The organism is Klebsiella sp. GG_Kp173, from assembly GCF_040062415.1.
Taxonomy (GTDB): Bacteria; Pseudomonadota; Gammaproteobacteria; order Enterobacterales; family Enterobacteriaceae; genus Klebsiella; species Klebsiella quasipneumoniae.
In genome coordinates this window covers 1-21,900 of record NZ_JBEAFZ010000021.1, presented here as the reverse complement: position 1 = coordinate 21,900, position 21,900 = coordinate 1, and the positions used below count along the sequence as shown (strand labels likewise).

General features: G+C 52.8%; 21 protein-coding genes. 8 read left to right on the top strand and 13 right to left on the bottom strand.

Annotation, left to right across the window (positions count from 1 at the left end; all coding sequences use genetic code 11):
* Window positions 1–144 precede the first annotated feature (144 nt).
* Window positions 145–441, top strand: coding sequence for a YciI family protein (locus ABLU50_RS11420; protein WP_002910042.1), 297 nt, complete (start codon window positions 145–147; stop codon window positions 439–441).
* Window positions 442–1,123: 682 nt separating this feature from the next.
* Window positions 1,124–1,771, top strand: coding sequence for a YceI family protein (locus ABLU50_RS11415; RefSeq protein ID WP_072206868.1), 648 nt, complete (start codon window positions 1,124–1,126; stop codon window positions 1,769–1,771).
* Between the two features lie 278 nt (window positions 1,772–2,049).
* On the opposite strand, the gene ABLU50_RS11410 is transcribed toward ABLU50_RS11415, so the two are convergent.
* Window positions 2,050–2,223 (bottom strand): YciY family protein, encoded by a 174-nt coding sequence (locus ABLU50_RS11410; protein ID WP_023290120.1) that lies wholly within the window; start codon window positions 2,221–2,223, stop codon window positions 2,050–2,052.
* 143 nt (window positions 2,224–2,366) lie between these two features.
* Between ABLU50_RS11410 and cls the strand changes: the two genes are divergently transcribed.
* Together cls and ABLU50_RS11400 are read left to right on the top strand one after the other, a co-directional pair.
* Window positions 2,367–3,827, top strand: coding sequence for a cardiolipin synthase (gene cls, locus ABLU50_RS11405; RefSeq protein WP_004203158.1), 1,461 nt, complete (start codon window positions 2,367–2,369; stop codon window positions 3,825–3,827).
* Window positions 3,828–3,861: 34 nt separating this feature from the next.
* Window positions 3,862–4,191 (top strand): HI1450 family dsDNA-mimic protein, encoded by a 330-nt coding sequence (locus tag ABLU50_RS11400; RefSeq protein WP_002910079.1) that lies wholly within the window; start codon window positions 3,862–3,864, stop codon window positions 4,189–4,191.
* Window positions 4,192–4,255: 64 nt separating this feature from the next.
* Here the strand turns inward: ABLU50_RS11400 and ABLU50_RS11395 are convergent, their stop codons facing one another.
* The 8 genes from ABLU50_RS11395 to ABLU50_RS11360 all read right to left on the bottom strand — a co-directional run bounded on the left by ABLU50_RS11395 (window position 4,256) and on the right by ABLU50_RS11360 (window position 12,517).
* The gene (locus tag ABLU50_RS11395) at window positions 4,256–5,083 is read right to left on the bottom strand and encodes an ion transporter (protein ID WP_004203160.1); all 828 of its coding nucleotides are present in this window, start codon (window positions 5,081–5,083) and stop codon (window positions 4,256–4,258) included.
* Window positions 5,084–5,137: 54 nt separating this feature from the next.
* On the bottom strand, window positions 5,138–6,142 hold the full coding sequence (oppF, locus tag ABLU50_RS11390; RefSeq protein ID WP_002910083.1) for a murein tripeptide/oligopeptide ABC transporter ATP-binding protein OppF: 1,005 nt from the start codon (window positions 6,140–6,142) through the stop codon (window positions 5,138–5,140).
* On the bottom strand, window positions 6,139–7,152 hold the full coding sequence (locus ABLU50_RS11385; RefSeq protein WP_060656025.1) for an ABC transporter ATP-binding protein: 1,014 nt from the start codon (window positions 7,150–7,152) through the stop codon (window positions 6,139–6,141). Before ABLU50_RS11385 ends, oppF begins: the two co-directional genes overlap by 4 nt.
* A gap of 11 nt (window positions 7,153–7,163) precedes the next feature.
* Window positions 7,164–8,072 carry an oligopeptide ABC transporter permease OppC gene (gene oppC / locus ABLU50_RS11380; RefSeq protein WP_004145396.1) on the bottom strand — a complete coding sequence of 303 codons (909 nt, stop codon included), beginning with the start codon at window positions 8,070–8,072 and terminating at the stop codon, window positions 7,164–7,166.
* A gap of 14 nt (window positions 8,073–8,086) precedes the next feature.
* Window positions 8,087–9,007, bottom strand: coding sequence for an oligopeptide ABC transporter permease OppB (gene oppB, locus ABLU50_RS11375; protein WP_002910089.1), 921 nt, complete (start codon window positions 9,005–9,007; stop codon window positions 8,087–8,089).
* Between the two features lie 85 nt (window positions 9,008–9,092).
* Complete coding sequence (gene oppA, locus ABLU50_RS11370) at window positions 9,093–10,727, bottom strand: oligopeptide ABC transporter substrate-binding protein OppA (RefSeq protein WP_004203164.1); 1,635 nt, start codon at window positions 10,725–10,727, stop codon at window positions 9,093–9,095.
* Between the two features lie 743 nt (window positions 10,728–11,470).
* A complete protein-coding gene (locus ABLU50_RS11365) occupies window positions 11,471–12,118 on the bottom strand; it encodes a YchE family NAAT transporter (protein ID WP_002910095.1) in 648 nt (215 codons plus the stop codon).
* A 213-nt stretch (window positions 12,119–12,331) separates the two neighbouring features.
* A complete protein-coding gene (locus ABLU50_RS11360; protein ID WP_032425908.1) occupies window positions 12,332–12,517 on the bottom strand; it encodes a hypothetical protein in 186 nt (61 codons plus the stop codon).
* A 77-nt stretch (window positions 12,518–12,594) separates the two neighbouring features.
* Here ABLU50_RS11360 and adhE point away from each other — a divergent pair, with 77 nt between their 5' ends.
* Window positions 12,595–15,270 carry a bifunctional acetaldehyde-CoA/alcohol dehydrogenase gene (adhE, locus tag ABLU50_RS11355; RefSeq protein WP_004203165.1) on the top strand — a complete coding sequence of 892 codons (2,676 nt, stop codon included), beginning with the start codon at window positions 12,595–12,597 and terminating at the stop codon, window positions 15,268–15,270.
* A 146-nt stretch (window positions 15,271–15,416) separates the two neighbouring features.
* On the opposite strand, the gene tdk is transcribed toward adhE, so the two are convergent.
* Complete coding sequence (gene tdk, locus ABLU50_RS11350; protein ID WP_025999297.1) at window positions 15,417–16,034, bottom strand: thymidine kinase; 618 nt, start codon at window positions 16,032–16,034, stop codon at window positions 15,417–15,419.
* 561 nt (window positions 16,035–16,595) lie between these two features.
* Here tdk and hns point away from each other — a divergent pair.
* On the top strand, window positions 16,596–17,003 hold the full coding sequence (hns, locus tag ABLU50_RS11345; protein ID WP_002910103.1) for a histone-like nucleoid-structuring protein H-NS: 408 nt from the start codon (window positions 16,596–16,598) through the stop codon (window positions 17,001–17,003).
* 122 nt (window positions 17,004–17,125) lie between these two features.
* Here hns and galU read toward each other — a convergent pair whose 3' ends face one another.
* The 3 genes from galU to rssA form a co-directional block, all read right to left on the bottom strand.
* Complete coding sequence (galU, locus tag ABLU50_RS11340; protein ID WP_048324758.1) at window positions 17,126–18,028, bottom strand: UTP--glucose-1-phosphate uridylyltransferase GalU; 903 nt, start codon at window positions 18,026–18,028, stop codon at window positions 17,126–17,128.
* A gap of 197 nt (window positions 18,029–18,225) precedes the next feature.
* On the bottom strand, window positions 18,226–19,239 hold the full coding sequence (gene rssB / locus ABLU50_RS11335; protein ID WP_017900771.1) for a two-component system response regulator RssB: 1,014 nt from the start codon (window positions 19,237–19,239) through the stop codon (window positions 18,226–18,228).
* 89 nt (window positions 19,240–19,328) lie between these two features.
* Window positions 19,329–20,231: a patatin-like phospholipase RssA gene (gene rssA, locus ABLU50_RS11330; RefSeq protein WP_004203175.1), complete on the bottom strand. Its 903-nt coding sequence runs from the start codon at window positions 20,229–20,231 to the stop codon at window positions 19,329–19,331.
* A 112-nt stretch (window positions 20,232–20,343) separates the two neighbouring features.
* On the opposite strand from rssA, the gene ABLU50_RS11325 reads away from it, so the two are divergent.
* Together ABLU50_RS11325 and purU are read left to right on the top strand one after the other, a co-directional pair.
* Window positions 20,344–20,802, top strand: coding sequence for a YchJ family protein (locus ABLU50_RS11325; RefSeq protein WP_017900770.1), 459 nt, complete (start codon window positions 20,344–20,346; stop codon window positions 20,800–20,802).
* Between the two features lie 42 nt (window positions 20,803–20,844).
* Window positions 20,845–21,687, top strand: coding sequence for a formyltetrahydrofolate deformylase (gene purU / locus ABLU50_RS11320; RefSeq protein WP_004203178.1), 843 nt, complete (start codon window positions 20,845–20,847; stop codon window positions 21,685–21,687).
* Window positions 21,688–21,900 lie beyond the last annotated feature (213 nt).

Below are 21,900 nucleotides of genomic sequence, written 5' to 3'. Positions count from 1 at the left end.
TCTTAACCTGAGTCAATTTTTGCCACCATTTGCGGAAAAAAGCCGCGTCGGCAGGGCATTCGGCGCCGGGGCGCATCTTTGCATTGCAGTCCATCGTCGTTTAACTTAACGTAATTCGCCTGTTTATTGATAAGGAGCTTTGCCGTGCTTTACGTTATCTACGCTGAAGATATCGCCGATTCTCTGGAAAAGCGGCTCTCGGTTCGCCCCGCGCATCTTGCGCGTCTACAACTTTTACATGATGAAGGTCGGTTGCTTACCGCCGGACCAATGCCGGCCGTTGACAGCAACGAACCGGGCGCAGCTGGATTCAGCGGCTCAACGGTAATCGCTGAGTTTGAATCGCTGGAAGCGGCTCAGGCCTGGGCCAATGACGATCCGTACATTGCAGCTGGCGTCTACCGCCAGGTCTCTGTTAAGCCGTACAAAAAAGTATTTTGAAAAAAATCCCCTGCTATTTTTCTGGTTAACCGCAAAAACACACCAGGCCATCAGATGAAAGGGCGCATTTTTCTACACAACATTAAAATGCCGCCCTTTTTAACCGCACGAAAGCGCTGGCTGTTATCCGCCTGAGATGCCTGGAAGATGAGCACATCTCTTCCCCAGCGACGACATCATCGACCATCACCTCGCCTTTTGCGGCAACAGAAAATGCCGACCAAACGTCGACGCCGGGCATGATATTGAATGGCTAATATATTGAATAAGTCTGTGACAGAGATCTTGCATGGATCTATCGCTTGCTTTGCATGCCAGCACATCCCGACATCGCCCGGTAAATCTTAAACACAGTTGAAAGAAGATCGTTAAAGAGAGAGGGATTCTCAGCAACAGATATTAACGCCTGGAGTAAATAAGCATGTGTATCCGGTTCAGCTGGCATAGGACCAAATATCGCCTATCTTGCTGCATTCAGGATCGCGGTGTCTGGAAAGCAACCGGAAATAAAAAATGCGCTGATCCAGGCACATCCCATAGGGATGAACGTATAAAGATCACGTGACCAGATTTACGTTACAGAGGATTTTTTTAATGCCTATTAATTTCGTTAGGTAAAATTCACGCGGAGTGATTGTAGGGTTATTATTGGTTGGTTAAAATATTTGAACGGGAATAACAAATGTTTTCAATAAGCCCTGCATTTTTTTGGGCTACCATTTATGCACCTGACGCTTATGAGGATTTTTGTATGAATACCCTGAAAAAAACCGCATTATTTTCTCTGCTTGCCTTATATATTCCTGTATCACAGGCCGCTGCGACAGAATATAGCCTGGATCCACAGCATACTTCGGTTGTTATTGCCTGGAACCATTTTGGTTTCTCTAACCCTACCGCCTATATCTCTGATGTTTCAGGGAAACTCTCTTTTGACAAAGACAACCCAGAGAAATCCTCTGTGCACGTCACGCTGCCAGTCAAAACCATTGATACGCATGTCAAAGCGTTAACGGATGAGTTTTTAGGCAAAGAGTACTTCGATGTCAAAACGTATCCTGAGGCAACCTTTCAGAGCACCCGGGTGGAAAGTAAAGGCGGCAATAAATATGATGTTGAAGGTAACCTGACCATTAAAGGCATCACTAAACCGGTAGTATTACATGCCACCCTGAATAAGCAGGACATGCATCCGATGGTGAAAAAGGAGGCCATTGGTTTTGATGCCACTGGGGTAATAAAACGTTCAGACTTCAAGCTTGATAAATATGTTCCGGCGGTGAGTGATAACGTGACCATCACGTTATCTACGGAAGCCTATGCCAAATAAATTTACACCCACAAAAGCGGTGCATTTTAATCAGAGTGGTCACCCCGATAGTTAGCATGACATTGAAAAACGATCGACAACCCCGCGCCCTGTTCAGGCTTCTGCAGGGCGGTTAATGTCTGTCGCAGAATAAGGAGTTCTGTCGGTAATTCCCCGTCATACCCTGACAGACATCGCATAGATATTTCATTAGGCCACCTGGCGATGTTAAAAGGGAGTTCGGCGCAGGGCTGAGAAAACGACAACGGCACCGCGCACGGTGCCGTTAGCCTGCTCGCTTAACAGTCGGGGAAAATAAACAGCAGAGCATGACGCTGCCGTTTCACCAGCCCCTTTCTGATGGCGAGGATCCGCATATTGCGGCGTGATTGGGCTTCCAACCAGCGCGCTTTACGGCGATTCACCTGTCTCAGCATGCGCCAGCGCCCTACTTCCGTTCTACTACGCTTCATTGCAACGACTCTACGAGTGAAAACAGCCCCCATTATAAACCTCTGCCTGCGGCTGACCACCGCTTTCGCTGCGTTTTTATTTGCCAGAAAAATACTGATGCGTAAACTCATCACATAACGTCATTCAAAAGGATTTTACATCTATGACAACCTTTTACACGGTGGTGAACTGGCTGGTCATTCTGGGGTACTGGCTGTTGATCGCCGGTGTAACATTACGAATTCTAATGAAACGCCGCGCTGTGCCGTCCGCGATGGCATGGTTATTGATCATTTATATTCTGCCGCTGGTGGGGATCATCGCCTATCTCTCCTTTGGCGAGCTGCATCTTGGCAAGCGGCGGGCAGAACGCGCGAGGGCGATGTGGCCTTCCACGGCCAAATGGTTAAACGACCTCAAAGCCTGCAAACATATCTTCGCGGAAGATAACAGCCCGGTGGCCGAGTCCCTGTTCAAGCTGTGCGAACGGCGCCAGGGCATTGGCGGCGTAAAAGGCAACCAGCTGCAGCTGCTGACGGAATCTGACGACGTCATGCAGGCCCTGATCCGCGATATTCAACTGGCTCGCCATAATATTGAGATGGTCTTCTATATCTGGCAGCCAGGCGGCATGGCCGACAGCGTCGCCGAATCGCTGATGGCCGCCGCCCGTCGCGGGGTTCACTGCCGGTTGATGCTCGACTCCGCGGGCAGTGTGGCTTTTTTCCGCAGCCCATGGGCGGCAATGATGCGTAACGCCGGCATTGAAGTGGTCGAGGCTCTCAAGGTCAATCTGATGCGTGTGTTTCTGCGCCGGATGGACCTGCGTCAGCATCGCAAAATGGTGATGATCGATAACTATATCGCCTACACCGGCAGCATGAATATGGTTGATCCCCGCTACTTTAAACAGGACTCAGGGGTCGGACAGTGGATTGACCTGATGGCGCGCATGGAAGGCCCGGTGGCGACCTCGATGGGCATCGTCTACTCCTGTGACTGGGAGATCGAGACCGGAAAGCGTATTCTGCCGCCGCCGCCGGACGTCAATATCATGCCGTTTGAAGAGGCCAGTGGACATACCATCCACACGATCGCCTCCGGCCCGGGGTTTCCGGAAGATCTTATCCATCAGGCGCTGCTCACCGCCGCCTACGCGGCGAAAGAGCATTTGATCATGACCACGCCCTACTTCGTACCCAGCGACGACCTGCTGCACGCGATCTGTACCGCTGCCCAGCGCGGCGTGGACGTGAGTATTATTTTACCGCGCAAGAACGATTCGCTGCTGGTGGGCTGGGCCAGCCGGGCCTTTTTCACCGAGCTGCTGGCAGCAGGGGTGAAGATTTACCAGTTCGAAGGCGGCCTGTTGCATACCAAGAGCGTGCTGGTCGATGGCGAACTGAGTCTGGTGGGTACCGTGAATCTGGATATGCGCAGCCTGTGGCTCAATTTTGAAATCACGCTGGTCATCGATGACGCCGGCTTCGGCAGCGATCTGGCGGCTGTCCAGGATGACTATATCTCGCGCTCGCGCCTGCTGGATGCCCGTCGCTGGTTAAAACGTCCGCTGTGGCAGCGGATCGCCGAGCGACTGTTTTACTTCTTCAGCCCGTTGCTGTAAAACGTGCCCATCAGATACCGAATGAGTAGCAATCATGGATATGGATTTAAACAACCGTCTGACCGAAGACGAAACGCTTGAGCAGGCATACGACATCTTCCTCGAACTGGCGGCCGATAACCTCGACCCGGCGGACATCATTCTGTTTAACCTGCAGTTTGAGGAGCGCGGCGGCGCCGAGCTGTTCGACCCGTCTGCAGACTGGGAAGAGCATGTGGATTACGATCTGAACCCGGATTTCTTCGCCGAAGTGGTGATTGGCCTGGCGGATACCGACGGCGGGGAAATCAATGATATCTTCGCCCGCGTACTGCTGTGCCGCGAGAAAGATCATAAGCTGTGTCATATTCTGTGGCGTGAATAACGCTGACCAGCCAGTGAAAAGCCTGCCGAGTTCCTCCCGGCAGGCTTTTTTTTATGCCGAGGGTTTACTGCGGTAACGCATGGCCACAGGCGTGACAAAACCGGGCGTTATCGTCATGGTGGCCCTGCTGGCACTGCGGGCATACCCGCTGCTGACGCCGCCGGTTCAGGGCGCTGGTCATATGGGTGGTAATAAGCCCGGTCGGAATGGCAATAATGGAGTATCCGATCAGGATGAGAATGGAGGCCAGGATGCGGCCCAGCGGTGTATGCGGCGTGATATCCCCGTAGCCGACGGTAGTGATGGTTACAATGGCCCAATAGACCGAAGCGTTGAGCGTGGTAAAACCATACTCTGGCCCTTCTATCAGGTACATTAACGAGCCGAAAATCACCATCACAATGGCGATAAACGAATAGAACAGGATCAGCTGATGGCGCGCGCTGACAATCGCCCGCCAGAACACATTGAGCGAAGGCATAAAGCGCAACAGTTTGAGAATACGCAACGCGCGGATCGCCCGCATTGCCCGCCAGGCAAAGACATAATTGAGGCTAATTTCCGGCCATAGCCACATCACGTACAGCGGCAGGATGGTCGCTAAGTCAATAAACCCCCAGAAGCTGAAAATGTAGTGGAGCGGATTGGGCCATGTCGCAATACGCAGCAGATACTCCAGGGTAAAGACCGCGGTCACCAGCAGCTCCAGCCAGACGAAAATATGCCATTCATCTAATGTCAGATGATATTGCGTGCCCAGCCCCGACTCGACAAATATCACCACCACGCTGAGCAATGCGAAAAGTCCGCACAGACCTTCGAAGCGGCGGCCGGAACGTCGGTTTTGATCGAAAAGCAAATGATAAAGCCGCAGGCGAGCGGCAGAAAGCATCCCCACTTCGTTAACCTCGCAAAAAAAAGGGCTGACCTGCGTCAGCCCCTGAGATTATAACGGGTCTACCTTAAGGCAGGAAACCGCATGGCGGAAGCTGCCTTCCAGCACCGGGCGGGTTTTGGCGCACTCCGGTCCGGCGAGCGGACAGCGGGTGCGGAAGACACAGCCCGAAGGCGGATTAATCGGCGAGGGTAATTCACCCTCCAGCAGTTGGATGGTTTTCGTTTTTTCGAGGTCCGGATCGGGGATCGGCACCGCCGACATCAGCGCTTTGGTATAGGGATGCAGCGGATTATGGTACACCTCATCGTAGGTTCCCAGCTCCACCGCATGGCCCAGATACATCACCAGTACGCGATCGGAGATGTGCTTAACTACCGCCAGATCGTGGGCGATAAATATCAGCGACAGTCCCATTTCACGCTGCAGCTGCTGCAGCAGGTTGACCACCTGGGCCTGGATGGACACGTCAAGTGCGGACACCGGCTCATCGCAGATAATCAGCTTCGGCTCGAGGATCAGCGCCCGGGCGATGCCGATACGCTGGCACTGACCGCCAGAGAACTCGTGCGGATAGCGGTTGATCAGGTTAGGCAACAGCCCAACTTTCATCATCATCGCCTTTACGCGATCGCGCACTTCCTGACGCGGCATCTTCGGATGATAGGTACGCAGCGGTTCAGCGATGATTTCTCCGATGGTCATACGCGGGTTCAGCGAGGCCAGCGGATCCTGGAAGATCATCTGGATATCGCTGCGCACGTCGCGCCACTCTTCCTGCTTCATGCCCAGCAGATCTTTACCCAACCAGGCCACTTTGCCATCGGTGGCCTTCACCAGGCCAATGATGGCGCGGGCGAAAGTCGATTTACCGCAGCCTGACTCCCCCACCACGCCGAGGGTCTCGCCTTCATAGAGACGCAGCGTCACGCCATCTACGGCTTTCAGCGTTTTCGACGGCTGCCAGAACCACTGTTTGCCATCTTTAATATCGAAATGCACCTTCAGGTCGGCAATTTCGAGCAGGACTTTTCGTTGTTCAGTTACGGCGTTCATAGCAGATCCCCCACCGGTTTAAAGCAGGCGCGCAGGCGGCCTGACGCGAAAGACTCCAGCGGCGGCGCGCTGCTGCACTGTTCCATTGCATGCGGACAGCGCGGCTGGAATGGGCAGCCTTTCGGCAAACGCAGCAGGTTCGGCGGGTTGCCCGGAATGGTCAACAACGCATCGCCTTCGGCATCCAGACGAGGAACCGCATTCAACAGCCCAATAGAGTATGGGTGCGACGGCTGATAAAAGACATCGCGCGCCTGACCGTACTCCATGGTGCGGCCCGCATACATCACCAGCACTTTATCGCAGATCCCCGCCACGACTCCGAGGTCATGGGTGATCATAATGATGGCCGTATTAAATTCGCGTTTCAGCTCATTCAGTAACGTCATGATCTGCGCCTGCACAGTGACGTCCAGGGCGGTGGTCGGCTCATCGGCAATCAGCAGCCGCGGCCGACACAGTAGCGCCATGGCAATCATCACGCGCTGGCGCATCCCGCCGGAGAACTCGTGCGGGAACATCTTCATGCGCTTGCGCGCTTCCGGCATTTTCACCGCGTCGAGCATCTTCACCGACTCTTCAAATGCTTCGGCTTTGCTCAGCCCCTTATGCAGCATCAGGACTTCCATTAACTGCTCTCCCACCCGCATATATGGGTTCAGAGAGGTCATCGGATCCTGGAAAATCATCGAGATTTGCTCGGCGCGCAGTTTGTTCAGCTCACGCTCGGGCAAATTGAGGATTTGATGACCGTTAAAGGTGGCGGAACCCCCGATGCGACCGTTGGCCGCCAGCAGCCCCATCAGGGCGAAGGCGGTCTGCGATTTACCGGAGCCGGACTCCCCGACAATACCGAGCGTTTCGCCCGCCTGGAGGGTGAAGTTCAGATCATTGACGGCGGTGACATCGCCATCCGGCGTTTTAAAGGTGACGCGAAGATCTTTCACGTCCAGCAGCAGGCCGCTGTGACTCTGCGCTTGCGGCGCTTTTGCCGTTTCAATCATGGTCATGGCAGCGCTCCTTAGCGGTCTTTCGGGTCGAGGGCATCACGCAGACCATCGCCGATAAAGTTGAAACAGAACAGGGTCACCACCAGGAAACCCGCCGGGAACAGCAGCAGCCAGGGCGAGACTTCCATTGAGTTGGCGCCATCGCTGAGCAATGCCCCCCAGCTGCTGAGCGGCTCCTGCGTCCCCAGCCCCAGGAAGCTGAGGAAAGATTCGAAGAGGATCATACTGGGGACCAGCAGCGAGGCGTACACCACCACCACGCCCAGCACATTAGGAACGATATGGCGCAGCACGATGCTCGCTGTGGAGACCCCGCCGACCTGAGCCGCCTCAATAAACTCTTTGCGCTTCAGGCTCAAGGTCTGTCCGCGTACGATACGGGCCATATCCAGCCAGGAGACCATGCCGATAGCGACAAAAATCAACAGGATATTCTGACCAAAAAAGGTCACCAGCAGGATAACGAAGAACATAAACGGGAAGGAGTTGAGGATCTCCAGCAGACGCATCATCACCGAATCCACTTTGCCGCCGAGATACCCGGAAAGCGAACCGTACAGCGTGCCGAGGATCACCGCCACCAGCGCCGCCGCCACCCCAACCATCAGCGAAATACGCCCGCCGATCGCCACGCGCACCAGCAGATCGCGACCGGAGGAGTCGGTCCCAAAGTAGTGGCCAGAGGCCATGTCCGGGGCATTGGACATCATGCCCCAGTCGGTATCGAAATAGGAGAATGACGACACCATCGGCGCGAAGGTCACGAACAGCGCAATGAGCACCAGCATAATCAAGCTGGTGACCGCGGCGCGGTTATGCATAAAGCGGCGACGCGCATCCTGCCAGAGGCTACGCCCCTCCACTTCCAGCTTCTCACTGAAGTTTTCCAGCGCCTCGCTATTTTTCTTACTTAACATCATGGCGAACTCCGGCTTCAGTAGCGAATCTTCGGATCGATAACGGCGTAAAGCACGTCAACGATGGCGTTGAACAGAATAGTCAGGGCGCCCACGAGGATCGTCAGGCTGAGCACCAGCGAGTAGTCGCGGTTAAGCGCCCCGTTAACGAACAGCTGGCCAATCCCCGGCAGGCCGTAAATGGTTTCAATGACCATTGAGCCCGTAATGATGCCCACGAAAGCCGGCCCCATATAGGAGAGCACCGGCAGCAGCGCCGGCTTCAGCGCATGGCGCAAAATAATGCGGCGCATCGGCAGTCCCTTCGCCCGCGCGGTGCGGATAAAGTTAGAGTGCAGCACTTCAATCATTGAGCCGCGGGTAATTCGCGCGATGCTGGCGATATAGGCCAGGGAAAGCGCCACCATCGGCAGGATCATAAATTTCAACGCCCCGCCGTTCCAGCCGCCGCCCGGCAGCCAGTGCAGGGTAATAGCAAAGATCATCACCAGCAGAGGCGCCACCACAAAGCTCGGAATAACCACGCCGGTCATGGCTACCCCCATCACCGCATAGTCCCAGCGGGTATTCTGCTTCAAAGCGGCAATAACGCCCGCAGCGACGCCGATCACTACCGCCAGCAAAAAGGCAGCGAAGCCCAGTTTCGCCGAAACCGGGAAGCTGGCCGCCACCAGATCGTTGACCGAATAATCTTTGTATTTAAAGGAGGGACCAAAATCGCCATGCGCCAGCTGCTTCAGGTAATTGAAGTACTGCGTCATGATGGGGTCGTTTAAATGGTATTTTGCTTCAATATTCGCCATGACTTCCGGCGGTAGCGTGCGTTCCCCGGTAAAAGGACTTCCCGGAGCCAGACGCATCATGAAGAATGAAATGGTAATAAGAATGAATAGCGTCGGAATCGCTTCCAGACAGCGACGTAAGATAAATTTTAACATTGCCCGTACCTTCTGGCGTGTGCCTTTGCACTGCTCTCAAATAAGACACGATGGAGCGAGCACAGGCCCGCTCCACGTATTGCCATTAATGTTTGATAACGTAAAGGTCTTTGGTATAGACGTTATCCATCGGGTCTTTACCGGTGTAGCCACCGACCCACGGTTTCACCAGGCGGGCGTTAACGTAGTAATAGACCGGTACGATCGCGCTGTCTTTGTCCAGCTGCTGCTCTGCTTTCGCATAGGCTGCAGTGCGCTGCGCTTCATCGGATGCTTTCACGGATTCAGCCATAATCTTATCGAACGCCGGGCTCTTATAGTGCGCAGTGTTCATTGAGCTGTCTGAAAGCATGGTATTCAGGAATGAGGTTGGCTCGTTATAGTCGGCGCACCAGCCTGCACGCGCCACGTCATAGGTACCCTGATGACGGGTATCGAGGAACGTTTTCCACTCCTGGTTGACTAACTTCACGTCAATGCCCAGGTTTTTACGCCACAGCGAGGCGGCGGCAATCGCCAGCTTCTTGTGCAAATCAGAGGTGTTATACAGCAGGTTGAAGGTCAACGGTTTATCGGCGCTATAGCCGGCTTCGGCCAGCAGTTTTTTCGCTTCTTCATTCCGTTTTTCCTGCGACCAGGTAAACCATTCCGGCTCGGTCAGTTTCGCGCCATCGGTATACGGCGGGGTGTAGCCGTAGGCCGGCAGATCGCCCTGTCCTTTTACCTTATTGGCAATAATGTCGCGGTCCAGACCCAGCTTCAGCGCGGTACGTACGCGCACGTCGGTGAACGGTGCTTTCTGATTGTTAATTTCGTAGTAATAAGTACACAGATACGGGTCAACGTGCAGCTCGTTCGGGATCTCTTTTTTCAGTTTCTGGAAGAGCTCGATCGGCAGCTGGTTATAGGTCATATCCAGCTCACCGCTACGGTAACGGTTAACATAGGTCACTTCAGAAGAGGTCGGCAGCCAGGTGACAGTGTTAATAACGGTTTTGGCATTATCCCAGTAATGCGGGTTGCGCTCCATGACGATACGTTCGTTGACCACCCAGTCTTTCAGGGTGTACGCGCCATTGGTGACGATATTGCCAGGCTGCGTCCACTTCTCGCCAAATTTTTCAATCGCTGGTTTGTAGACAGGAGACATCGCCGGGTTAACCAGCAGTTTATAAAAATAGGGTACTGGCTCGCTGAGGGTGACTTCCAGCGTGTGGTCGTCAATGGCTTTTACGCCCAGTTCGCTCGGAGCTTTCTTGCCGTCAATGATTTCGTCGACGTTCACGATATGACCATACTGCGGATAGCTGGCATAAGGAGACGCGGTTTTCGGATCCACCAGACGCTGCCAGCTATAAACGAAGTCCTGGGCGGTCACCGGCTCGCCGTTAGACCATTTCGCATCTTTACGCAGATGGAAAGTCCAGACTTTGAAATCTTTATTATCCCAGCTCTCTGCCACGCCAGGGATCGGGTGGCCATCTTTCGGCGAGGTATTCAGCAAGCCTTCGAACAGGTCGCGGCTAATATTCGCCTCAGGCACCCCTTCGATTTTATTCGGGTCCAGCGATTGCGGTTCGGCGCCGCTATTTCGCACCAGCGTTTGCTTATCCGAAAGCTGCACACCGGCCGGGACATCCGCTGCCATAGCCATATTGCCGGCCATGAGTGCGGATAGCACTCCTGCGGCGATCAAACGTTTTTTAGTGATGATGGTCATTGTGTTGTAACTCCAGTCATTATAATTACTGGTTTTTTAACCAGCCTGTTTTTTTCCCGTTTAGGGGATCTGTCCAGCGCAGGAGTGTTTGCGATTGGCAGATTGCTATCACCGACTTATTTATTACGACCGCTCGAACGGCAGTCTTAACGTCGATTCGTTCCCCCTCGCTGGGGGGCAGTTCCGGCATAGCGAGATCATTAAAAATGATTCTCATTTACGCACATAATTCAGCAGACGATAACGGCGGAAAGTACCAAAAGGTAAACACCTCCGCCAATGCAATTTGCAAATATGTTACCGGATTCTCTTTTATTGCCGGCTTTGCCAGCGTTACTCGCGGTTGCCACAAAACACCGATAGAAAAATATCATTATTAATCATTTAGTTATGATGCTTTCACCAGCCAACATACTGATCAACGACCGCAAGATGATTTTTTGTACAAAAATTTAACAATAGATTACTTTTTAGCACATTCATCTACAGCCTTGTTAAAATTACTAATATCATTTCGATGATCCGACAGCAAGTACCAGAGAATGATGTGAAGAAAATAACATCACAGGATGGGGAGACGTGAGGGGAATGTTAAGAGAAATATTTCATATATTAATGAAAATTATGGAATTAATAGCGATATCGCAAAATGTTATTCCTACCGCCGGTTCCGCGCTGGCTAATAGGTTTTGCTAATAATCGCGCAGGCGAGAAGGGAACCTACCCGCCTGCGTGGCAACCAGCTAACTCAGCAGCCCCGGAAAGAGCGCTTTAATCCCCGTCACAATAAACTCAATGCCAAGGGCCATCAGCAGCAGGCCCATAATACGGGTGATAACGTTGATCCCTGTCTGCCCTAGCAGACGCACCAGCCACGGCGCCATGCGGAAAATCCCCCAGCAGCAGAGGGCAAAGACGGCAATCGCCAGTGAAAAACCGACGAGGTGCACCCAGGAGTGATACCGCGTACCCCACACGATAGTGGAACTGATTGCCCCCGGTCCGGCCATTAGCGGTAGCGCGAGAGGAACCACGCCGATGCTCTCCCGCACCGCCGTCTCCGACTTCTCCTGCTTGTTCTGCTTATCTTCACCGAGCTTACCGCTGATCATCGACATCGCGATGGTCACCACCAGGATGCCGCCGGCGATACGGAACGAATCAATGGAGATACCAAAAATCTGCAGAATGCCATCGCCGAGAAACAATGACGTCAGGAGGATGATCGCCACCGACAGGTTGGCGGTCAGATTGGTCTTATTGCGCACTGCTGCCGGTTGGTAGCTGGTCATACTAATGAACACAGGAATAATGCCCACCGGGTTAACCAGAGCAAATAAGCCGATGAAAAACTTGAAATATGCAGAAAAATCGAACAGTGATTGAGTCACAATGGGCTCCGCAGCATCATCAAAATTGGCGGTTGACTGTTAACAGCATAAAATAACTGCGCGAAACATACGCTTTTTGCATGCAATATTCATTATAAATATGCATAACCCGGTGATATGTATCGAATGTTAGCTATTTGTAGTTTTTATGCTAATCGTTTTTTTAATTTCAAAACCCTCCCATTACACTTGATCGAACCGGTCAAAAAGCAGTCAGCTGAAAGGTATCAGCAGTGCCAATACTTGATCTAAATCACGTAATTTGTACTCAGAAGTGAGTAATCTTGATGACACCAACAGAGTGGAAGGCAGCAGTACCTGAAAGTTAAAAAGATAAAGCTTTTTTAGTAAATCGGTAAAACAGCGTCCTGATTTTCCTACATAAACATTTACATGCAAGCTGTTTACAGCCTGTCTATAATGTCGAATCGAGCGACTGATTTACTAAAAAAGTTTAACATTATCAGGAGAGCATTATGGCTGTTACTAATATCGCTGAACTGAACGCGCTTGTTGAGCGTGTCAAGAAAGCCCAGCGTGAATATGCCAGTTTCACTCAAGAACAAGTCGACAAAATCTTCCGCGCCGCCGCGCTGGCCGCTGCAGATGCTCGAATCCCTCTCGCCAAAATGGCCGTTGCCGAATCCGGCATGGGCATCGTTGAAGACAAAGTGATCAAAAACCACTTCGCTTCCGAATACATCTACAACGCTTATAAAGACGAAAAAACCTGTGGCGTCCTGTCAGAAGACGACACTTTTGGTACCATCACTATCGCTGAACCTATCGGCATCATCTGCGGTATCGTTCCGACCACGAACCCGACTTCAACAGCCATCTTCAAATCGCTCATCAGCCTGAAGACGCGTAACGCCATCATTTTCTCTCCGCACCCGCGTGCTAAAGAAGCCACTAACAAAGCGGCTGACATTGTCCTGCAGGCTGCCATCGCTGCCGGCGCACCGAAAGACCTGATTGGTTGGATCGATCAGCCGTCTGTTGAGCTGTCTAACGCCCTGATGCACCACCCGGATATCAACCTGATCCTTGCAACCGGTGGTCCAGGCATGGTGAAAGCAGCATACAGCTCCGGTAAACCTGCTATCGGCGTAGGTGCCGGTAACACCCCGGTGGTGATTGATGAAACGGCTGACATCAAACGCGCCGTTGCTTCCGTTCTGATGTCTAAAACCTTCGATAACGGCGTTATCTGTGCTTCTGAGCAGTCCGTTGTGGTGGTTGATTCCGTTTATGACGCGGTTCGCGAACGTTTCGCCAGCCACGGCGGCTACCTGCTGCAGGGTAAAGAGCTGAAAGCCGTTCAGGACATTATCCTGAAAAATGGCGCGCTGAACGCCGCTATCGTTGGTCAGCCTGCAGCGAAAATCGCTGAACTGGCAGGCTTCACCGTACCGGCCACGACTAAAATCCTGATTGGCGAAGTCACCGACGTTGACGAAAGCGAGCCGTTTGCTCACGAAAAACTGTCTCCGACGCTGGCGATGTACCGTGCGAAAGATTTCGAAGACGCCGTGACCAAAGCAGAAAAACTGGTCGCCATGGGCGGTATCGGTCATACCTCTTGCCTGTACACCGACCAGGATAACCAGCCGGCTCGCGTGGCTTACTTCGGCCAGATGATGAAAACGGCGCGTATCCTGATCAACACCCCGGCTTCTCAGGGTGGTATCGGTGACCTGTACAACTTCAAACTCGCTCCTTCCCTGACTCTGGGTTGTGGTTCCTGGGGTGGTAACTCCATCTCTGAAAACGTTGGTCCGAAACACCTGATCAACAAGAAAACCGTTGCTAAGCGAGCTGAAAACATGTTGTGGCACAAACTTCCGAAATCTATCTACTTCCGTCGTGGCTCCCTGCCTATCGCACTGGATGAAGTGATTACTGATGGTCACAAACGCGCGCTGATCGTGACTGACCGCTTCCTGTTCAACAACGGTTATGCCGATCAGATCACCTCCGTACTGAAAGCTGCGGGTGTGGAAACTGAAGTCTTCTTCGAAGTTGAAGCTGACCCGACGCTGACCATCGTTCGTAAAGGTGCTGAACTGGCGAACTCCTTCAAACCAGACGTGATCATCGCGCTGGGCGGCGGTTCCCCGATGGATGCGGCGAAAATCATGTGGGTCATGTACGAACATCCGGAAACCCACTTCGAAGAACTGGCCCTGCGCTTTATGGATATCCGTAAACGTATCTACAAGTTCCCGAAAATGGGCGTTAAAGCCAAGATGGTAGCGATCACTACCACCTCCGGTACCGGTTCTGAAGTTACGCCGTTCGCCGTTGTGACCGACGACGCGACAGGTCAGAAATATCCGCTGGCGGACTACGCGCTGACCCCGGATATGGCCATCGTCGATGCCAACCTGGTAATGGATATGCCGAAATCGCTGTGTGCGTTCGGTGGTCTGGATGCAGTGACCCACGCCCTGGAAGCTTACGTTTCCGTTCTGGCTTCTGAGTTCTCTGACGGCCAGGCTCTGCAGGCGCTGAAGCTGCTGAAAGAGTACCTGCCGGCGTCCTACCACGAAGGTTCCAAGAACCCGGTTGCCCGCGAGCGCGTACACAGTGCCGCCACCATCGCCGGTATTGCGTTTGCTAACGCCTTCCTCGGCGTGTGCCACTCCATGGCGCACAAACTGGGTTCCCAGTTCCATATTCCGCACGGTCTGGCCAACGCCCTGCTGATCTGCAACGTTATCCGCTACAACGCGAATGACAACCCGACCAAGCAGACCGCGTTCAGCCAGTACGACCGTCCGCAGGCTCGTCGTCGCTACGCTGAAATCGCCGATCACCTTGGTCTCTCCGCACCGGGCGACCGCACCGCAGCGAAAATCGAGAAACTGCTGGCATGGCTGGAAAGCGTGAAAGCTGAGCTGGGTATTCCGAAATCTATCCGCGAAGCTGGCGTTCAGGAAGCTGACTTCCTGGCCCACGTTGATAAGCTGTCTGAAGATGCATTCGATGACCAGTGCACCGGCGCTAACCCGCGCTACCCGCTGATCTCCGAACTGAAACAGATCCTGCTGGATACCTACTACGGTCGCGAGTTCGTCGAAGGCGAAGCCGCCGCGAAAGCCGAAGCGGCACCAGTGAAAGCTGAGAAAAAAGCGAAAAAATCCGCTTAATCAACAAGCATAAACGTTCTGCAAGCCCCGTCATCTGACGGGGCTTTTTTTTGCCTGCCGTCAGCCATGCTTTAACCCTGCTAACCCAACGGAGCGCAGGCAATAAAAAAGGCGCCTACAGGCGCCTGGACGAGCTTCTGCGCGTATTAGCAGGGGCGGTGCAGGTTTTGTACCTGGGTTAACGAGCCGACGCTCAGCGCTTCTTTATAATGCTTACGACAGACTGAAACGTATCGTTCATTACCGCCGATGACGACCTGCTCGCCCTCATTATAAGGACGCCCCTCCTGATCGAGGCGCAGCACCATGCTAGCCTTTCGTCCGCAGAAACAGATGGTTTTTAGCTCCACCAGCTTATCTGACCAGGCCAGCAAATACTGGCTACCGGTGAAGAGCTCACCGCGAAAGTCTGTCCGCAGGCCATAGCAAAGCACCGGAATGTCCAGCGTATCGACAACTTCAGACAGCTCATGAACCTGCTCGCGCGTCAGAAACTGGCTTTCATCCACCAGCACGCAGTGAATCGGTTTTAACTTGTGCTCTGCGGCAATATCGTTATATAGCGACGTCTGTGGATTATACAAACGGGCCGGCGATGAGAGACCGATACGCGAGCTAACTTTTCCGGCGCCAAAGCGGTCATCAATCTCAGCGGTATAAACGACGGTACGCATCCCCCGCTCCTGGTAATTGTACGAAGATTGCAACAGAGCGGTCGACTTACCTGCATTCATTGCAGAGTAGTAGAAATAAAGTTGTGCCATCGGCTGCGTGACCCCAATCAAAGTGTTTTATCGCGGCGGCGATTATACCATATTTTATGCGTACAGCCGCCCGTTTAGCAGGGGTATTGTATCGCAGCCGAAGAGCCTGCAAAGCCAAAGGATTAAGAGGATGAATTGAATTTACAGGGCCATTATTTGTGCGCCCCGTTACGCTACTGGCGGGGTAACCATTGTCTTTTCGTGCTTATAGGGCGGTTAACTATGGGGCTATAAGCTGGGCCGCACGTTGTTTTATATTAAGTCTCGTAACCAAAAATGCGCTAATACTGACGAGGGTTATTTACCCATGTAAAGGATAATTTTTCTCACCGTAGCTCAGAAAAAGCATACCGTCTCAGTGTTTTAGCTTACCTTCTCCTCATTGCTATAAGGATGAAAGATGTGAAGCGGCACGGGAATTTTAACTTAAATTAATTAATTCTCGCGACAAATAACCAGTAATTTTGAATTCCTTACATTCCCCCCTATTGCACAACGCATTTTATCGCTCTATTATTAGTTCAACAAACCACCCCACAATATAAGTTTGAGATTACTACAATGAGCGAAGCACTTAAAATTTTGAACAACATCCGTACTCTTCGTGCGCAGGCAAGAGAATGCACCCTGGAAACGCTCGAAGAAATGCTGGAAAAATTAGAAGTCGTTGTTAACGAGCGCCGTGAAGAAGAAAACGCCGCCGCAGCAGAAATTGAAGAACGTACGCGTAAGCTGCAGCAATACCGTGAAATGCTGATTGCTGACGGTATTGATCCGAATGAACTGCTGAGCACCATGGCAGCCGTTAAAGCCGGTACCAAAACCAAGCGTGCTGCACGTCCGGCTAAATACAGCTATGTCGACGAAAACGGCGAAACCAAAACCTGGACCGGCCAGGGCCGTACCCCGGCGGTGATCAAAAAAGCAATGGATGAGCAAGGTAAATCACTGGACGATTTCCTGATCTAATCTCCGTTGTTTCGATATAAAAAATCCCGCTGCGGCGGGATTTTTTTTGCCCTCGGGGCCGATATAAAAAACCGGGAGCGCATCTGCAGCTCCCGGTTTTGTGCTTTCAGCAGCGCGGCGGATTACTTCGCAACCGCGGTTTCCAGCCAGGCTTTAAAATCGTCGCCCAGCGTTTTGTGGCGAATACCATATTCGACGAACGCCTGCATGTAGCCAAGCTTATTACCGCAGTCATGGCTCTTGCCTTTCATGTGATATGCTTCGACTGTCTCTTTTTCGATCAGCATATCAATCGCGTCAGTCAGCTGAATTTCATCACCAGCACCCGGAGGAGTCTTCGCCAGCAGTGGCCAGATATCGGCGCTGAGGACATAGCGCCCCACCACCGCCAGGTTGGACGGCGCAACGTCAGCTTTCGGCTTCTCTACCACACCCACCATCGGTACGCTTTCGCCCGGCTGCAGAGATTCACCTTTGCAGTCAACCACGCCATAGGCGGTCACGTCCTCGACAGGCTCAACCATAATCTGGCTGGCGCCGGTCTCATCGAAACGAGAAATCATCTCCGCGAGGTTATCGCGGCTCAGATCGGATTCATATTCATCCAGAATAACGTCTGGCAGAATAACCGCGACCGGCTCATCACCCACTACCGGATGGGCGCAAAGTACCGCGTGCCCCAGACCTTTCGCCAGGCCCTGACGAACTTGCATAATGGTTACGTGCGGCGGGCAAATAGACTGCACTTCTTCCAGCAGCTGGCGTTTTACGCGTTTTTCCAGCATCGCTTCCAGCTCAAAACTGGTATCGAAATGGTTTTCGATAGAGTTTTTGGACGAGTGCGTTACCAGAACAATTTCAGTAATTCCTGCAGCGATACATTCATTAACAACGTACTGAATTAACGGCTTATCTACCAGCGGCAGCATTTCTTTTGGAATCGCTTTGGTGGCAGGCAGCATCCTGGTGCCTAATCCCGCAACCGGGATAACCGCTTTTCTGACTTTAGAATTAAGGGCAGCCATTGAAATCTCCTGGACTGTTTGTTTTTTAAACTTCTCGTTACAAATAACGTGTCGAGTATATCAGTCAACCGCGTATTCACTGGTCTGAAAAGCTTCCGATAGCCTCGAATTAGGACTTTTACGCATAAAACTGCTCGATATTACCACCGCTAAAGGGCAACGGGTAATCCCGTCTGCTTAGATATAACCGTAATTGCTCATTCCGCAGACAACATTAAGCGTAAACGCCCTCCAGCCCCCCAAATTTGGCACTGCCATGAGGTACAACGCTGGCTAATTTGGTTAAGGTAAGCATCACCCAACGTTCCCAAAGGAACGCCATTACTAATCTGAATTTGATGCTCACCGGTATTCAGCGTGCCATTGAGCCCCGCCGACACCAGAATTAAGTTTTTTAGTCCGCTGTGGTAATACCCCACTAACAAAGGAAACTGACCGGGAAGGTTTGCCTGACGCAGCAGCTGATTCACCTGTTTTAGCAGACTCCCCATTTCTGGAAGCCGTTGTCCCTGATGCGCCAGTTGCTCCTGTAACAAGCCATTGAACAACGCGCGCAATAATAAAGCTGCCAGTACGCCATTATCTCCTGCTCGTGTGACATCCAGACAATAGAAGGCCAAATCATTGTCCGAGAGCGGCGCGATATCGAGTACCAGACCGGGTTTATCCGCCGACACCAGCTGGCGATAATGAATGCGGCAGTGCGACATTTCCTGTTGCACCGGCGGCTGTAATTCCTGCAGTAATCGTGAGGCGGCGGTAGGATTACTGACCAGCGCGTCCCAGTCCTCAAATAGACGCTCTTCCTCTTCCACACGTGAACTGAACATCGCAGGATAGAGGCACGCATAAACGGTTTCACGCAGGCGATTGAAATCTTTTACTGGCTTTAACAACACGTCCTGAACGCCAAGCCGCAACGCTTTGGCTATATCGGCCATGTTTTCGGTAGCGGAAATCATCAGGATCGGTAGCTGCTCGCCGCGATTACGCAACGTCTCCACCAGCTCCAGACCGTTCATTCTCGGCATCGAAATGTCGCAGATCATCAGGTCCGGATGCACCTCCGTCATTTTATGCAGGGCATCCTTGCCATCTTCCGCCTGGAAGGTCGTTGCTCCCAGCGAGGTCAGCCATCCATGCAAGAGTGAGCGGAAAACGGGTTCGTCTTCAACTATCAGAATCTGTTTTCCCGCCAATGGCTGCGTCATGATATCTCCCCTGGCTGACGATAATTCAATAGTGGCACGCTATTCTCACTATCGCCTGTCAGAATTTGCTTAAGTCAGGTACTCGTGCGTCAAATCGCGGTACGCACTAAGGGTAATAATTCATCCATTTTCTTTTCTACCGCCAGCTGCCCTGCGGTAATCGCCTCGCCGGCGCGATGGAAATCAAGCGTCGAGACTTGTGGACAGTACGGTTGCAACAGGATATCCGGCGGGTCACCCGCCATACGATTGCGTTTAAGACGATTCTCCAGGACCTGGATAGAGGTGGTCATGATCTCCATCGCCGTCGGCGTCACGGCCGTCCGGCGGGAACTCATTTGCGTCAAGCGTGCGCGCAGACGAGTATGCCATGGCCCCTCCTTCGCTTCGGCTTCCCGCCGCGGCGTTTCGAGGGAGAATAAATCCTGCTGCATAAGGTGGGCATCATGTTGCAGATCCACGGCAATCACGATATCGGCCCCCATTGCCCGCGTAAGCGACACGGGAACCGGATTGACCACCGCGCCATCGACCAGCCAGTAACCATTATGCCTTACCGGCGACATTAACCCCGGCATACTGCAGGAGGCTCGAATCGCTAAATGCAGATCGCCTTCGGTAAACCACAGCTCCCTGCCAGTGCTTAAATTTGTCGCGACGGCGGCAAATCGCCGTTCGCAGTGTTCGATATCGGTCACGGGCATGATGCGGCGATAATGATTGAATACCTTTTCACCCCGCAACAGTCCACCGCGGCGCCAGGAGAGGTCCATCAGTTTCAGAACGTCCCAGTTGCTGAAAGAGCAGACCCAGGACTCAAGGGCCGGGAGCCGGTTACAGGCATACGCCGCCCCTACCAGCGAACCGATAGAGCAACCGGCCACGATATCAATCTCAATGCCGGCCTGCTGGAGGGCGTTGATGACGCCAATATGCGACCATCCGCGGGCGGCACCCGCTCCTAACGCCAGACCAATTTTAAGCTTTCTCATTAGTACTGATAACTATCCTTCCACTCTGAGCGTGGCAACATTGTCACGGCTCAGTTAACATAAAGCCCTTTGGCGTAGAACCGCCGTTACTCATTCTTCCATGGAGGCAGTTTTGTCGCAATTATGCCCCTGTGGCAGCGCACTGGAGTATAGCTCATGTTGCCAGCGATATCTGTCCGGCGCTGAGCTTGCACCAGGCCCGTCACAGCTTATGCGCTCCCGTTACAGCGCGTTCGTCATGAAAGATGCCGACTATCTGATCAAAACCTGGCATCCGTCCTGTCAGGCGCGGCAGTTTCGCGCCGAACTGGAGAAAGGCTTTGCCCACACAGAATGGCTGGGCTTAACCCTGTTCGCCAGCGATGAAGGACGAGCCGCAAATGAAGGCTTTGTCAGCTTTATCGCCCGCTTTAATGACAATAACCGCCCGGGCGCCATTATTGAACGTTCCAGATTCTTAAAAGAAAATGGACAGTGGTACTATATCGACGGGACACGACCGCTGATTGGCCGTAACGACCCCTGCCCTTGCGGTTCAGGTAAAAAATTTAAAAAATGCTGCGGCCAGTAACGCTGCCGCAGCGCTTGCAAACACTACAGGATTTTCCTCGCGATGCATTCATTACAACGTAAAGTACTACGCACTATTTGCCCTGATCAGAAAGGCCTCATCGCGCGTATCACCAATATCTGCTACAAGCACGAACTTAACATTGTGCAGAACAACGAATTTGTTGACCACCGTACCGGTCGTTTCTTTATGCGCACCGAACTGGAAGGCATTTTCAACGACGCTATTCTGCTGGCCGATCTGGACAGCGCCCTGCCGGAAGGCTCGATTCGTGAACTCAATCCGGCAGGCCGCCGCCGGGTGGTGATTCTGGTGACGAAAGAGGCCCACTGCCTCGGCGATCTGCTGATGAAAGCCAATTACGGCGGGCTGGATGTCGACATTGCCGCGGTTATTGGTAACCATGACACCCTGCGCCCGCTGGTGGAACGTTTTGGCATCCCGTTTGAACTGGTCAGCCATGAAGGGCTGAGCCGCGAAGAGCACGACAAACAGATGGGCGACGCGATTGCCGCCCACGAGCCGGATTACGTGGTGCTGGCCAAGTATATGCGCGTGCTTACGCCGGAATTTGTCGCCCGTTTCCCGAACAAGATCATTAACATTCACCACTCATTCCTGCCGGCGTTTATCGGCGCGCGTCCGTATCATCAGGCCTATGAGCGTGGCGTGAAGATCATCGGCGCCACCGCCCACTACGTGAATGATAATCTGGACGAAGGCCCCATCATTATGCAGGACGTCATTCACGTCGATCATACTTATACCGCAGAAGATATGATGCGTGCCGGGCGCGATGTCGAAAAAAACGTATTGAGCCGGGCGCTGTATCAGGTACTGGCGCAGCGCGTCTTCGTCTACGGCAACCGGACGATTATTCTTTAATCGACTGAGAAATGAATTGGTTAGCTTTACGGCGTTACGGGTAAAAATCAGGCAACCAGTTTATTTTTGTCAAAGGAATGCTTTACAGGGGCGCATCATTTGGTATGATGCGCCCCGCTTCCCGAGAAGGAAGCAGGCCAGTATTAAGCATTACCCCGTGGTGGGGTTCCCGAGCGGCCAAAGGGAGCAGACTGTAAATCTGCCGTCATCGAC

Coding starts and splice junctions, on each gene's coding strand:
- rssA (WP_004203175.1), bottom strand. CDS start 20,231: ATGAGAAAGCTTAAAATTGGTCTGGCGTTAGGAGCGGGTGCCGCCCGC.
- ABLU50_RS11395 (WP_004203160.1), bottom strand. CDS start 5,083: ATGCTTTCTGCCGCTCGCCTGCGGCTTTATCATTTGCTTTTCGATCAA.
- ABLU50_RS11410 (WP_023290120.1), bottom strand. CDS start 2,223: ATGAAGCGTAGTAGAACGGAAGTAGGGCGCTGGCGCATGCTGAGACAG.
- rssB (WP_017900771.1), bottom strand. CDS start 19,239: ATGACGCAGCCATTGGCGGGAAAACAGATTCTGATAGTTGAAGACGAA.
- oppF (WP_002910083.1), bottom strand. CDS start 6,142: ATGAACGCCGTAACTGAACAACGAAAAGTCCTGCTCGAAATTGCCGAC.
- ABLU50_RS11415 (WP_072206868.1), top strand. CDS start 1,124: ATGTTTTCAATAAGCCCTGCATTTTTTTGGGCTACCATTTATGCACCT.
- oppB (WP_002910089.1), bottom strand. CDS start 9,007: ATGTTAAAATTTATCTTACGTCGCTGTCTGGAAGCGATTCCGACGCTA.
- galU (WP_048324758.1), bottom strand. CDS start 18,028: ATGGCTGCCCTTAATTCTAAAGTCAGAAAAGCGGTTATCCCGGTTGCG.
- ABLU50_RS11385 (WP_060656025.1), bottom strand. CDS start 7,152: ATGACCATGATTGAAACGGCAAAAGCGCCGCAAGCGCAGAGTCACAGC.
- tdk (WP_025999297.1), bottom strand. CDS start 16,034: ATGGCACAACTTTATTTCTACTACTCTGCAATGAATGCAGGTAAGTCG.
- hns (WP_002910103.1), top strand. CDS start 16,596: ATGAGCGAAGCACTTAAAATTTTGAACAACATCCGTACTCTTCGTGCG.
- adhE (WP_004203165.1), top strand. CDS start 12,595: ATGGCTGTTACTAATATCGCTGAACTGAACGCGCTTGTTGAGCGTGTC.
- ABLU50_RS11400 (WP_002910079.1), top strand. CDS start 3,862: ATGGATATGGATTTAAACAACCGTCTGACCGAAGACGAAACGCTTGAG.
- oppA (WP_004203164.1), bottom strand. CDS start 10,727: ATGACCATCATCACTAAAAAACGTTTGATCGCCGCAGGAGTGCTATCC.
- oppC (WP_004145396.1), bottom strand. CDS start 8,072: ATGATGTTAAGTAAGAAAAATAGCGAGGCGCTGGAAAACTTCAGTGAG.
- purU (WP_004203178.1), top strand. CDS start 20,845: ATGCATTCATTACAACGTAAAGTACTACGCACTATTTGCCCTGATCAG.
- cls (WP_004203158.1), top strand. CDS start 2,367: ATGACAACCTTTTACACGGTGGTGAACTGGCTGGTCATTCTGGGGTAC.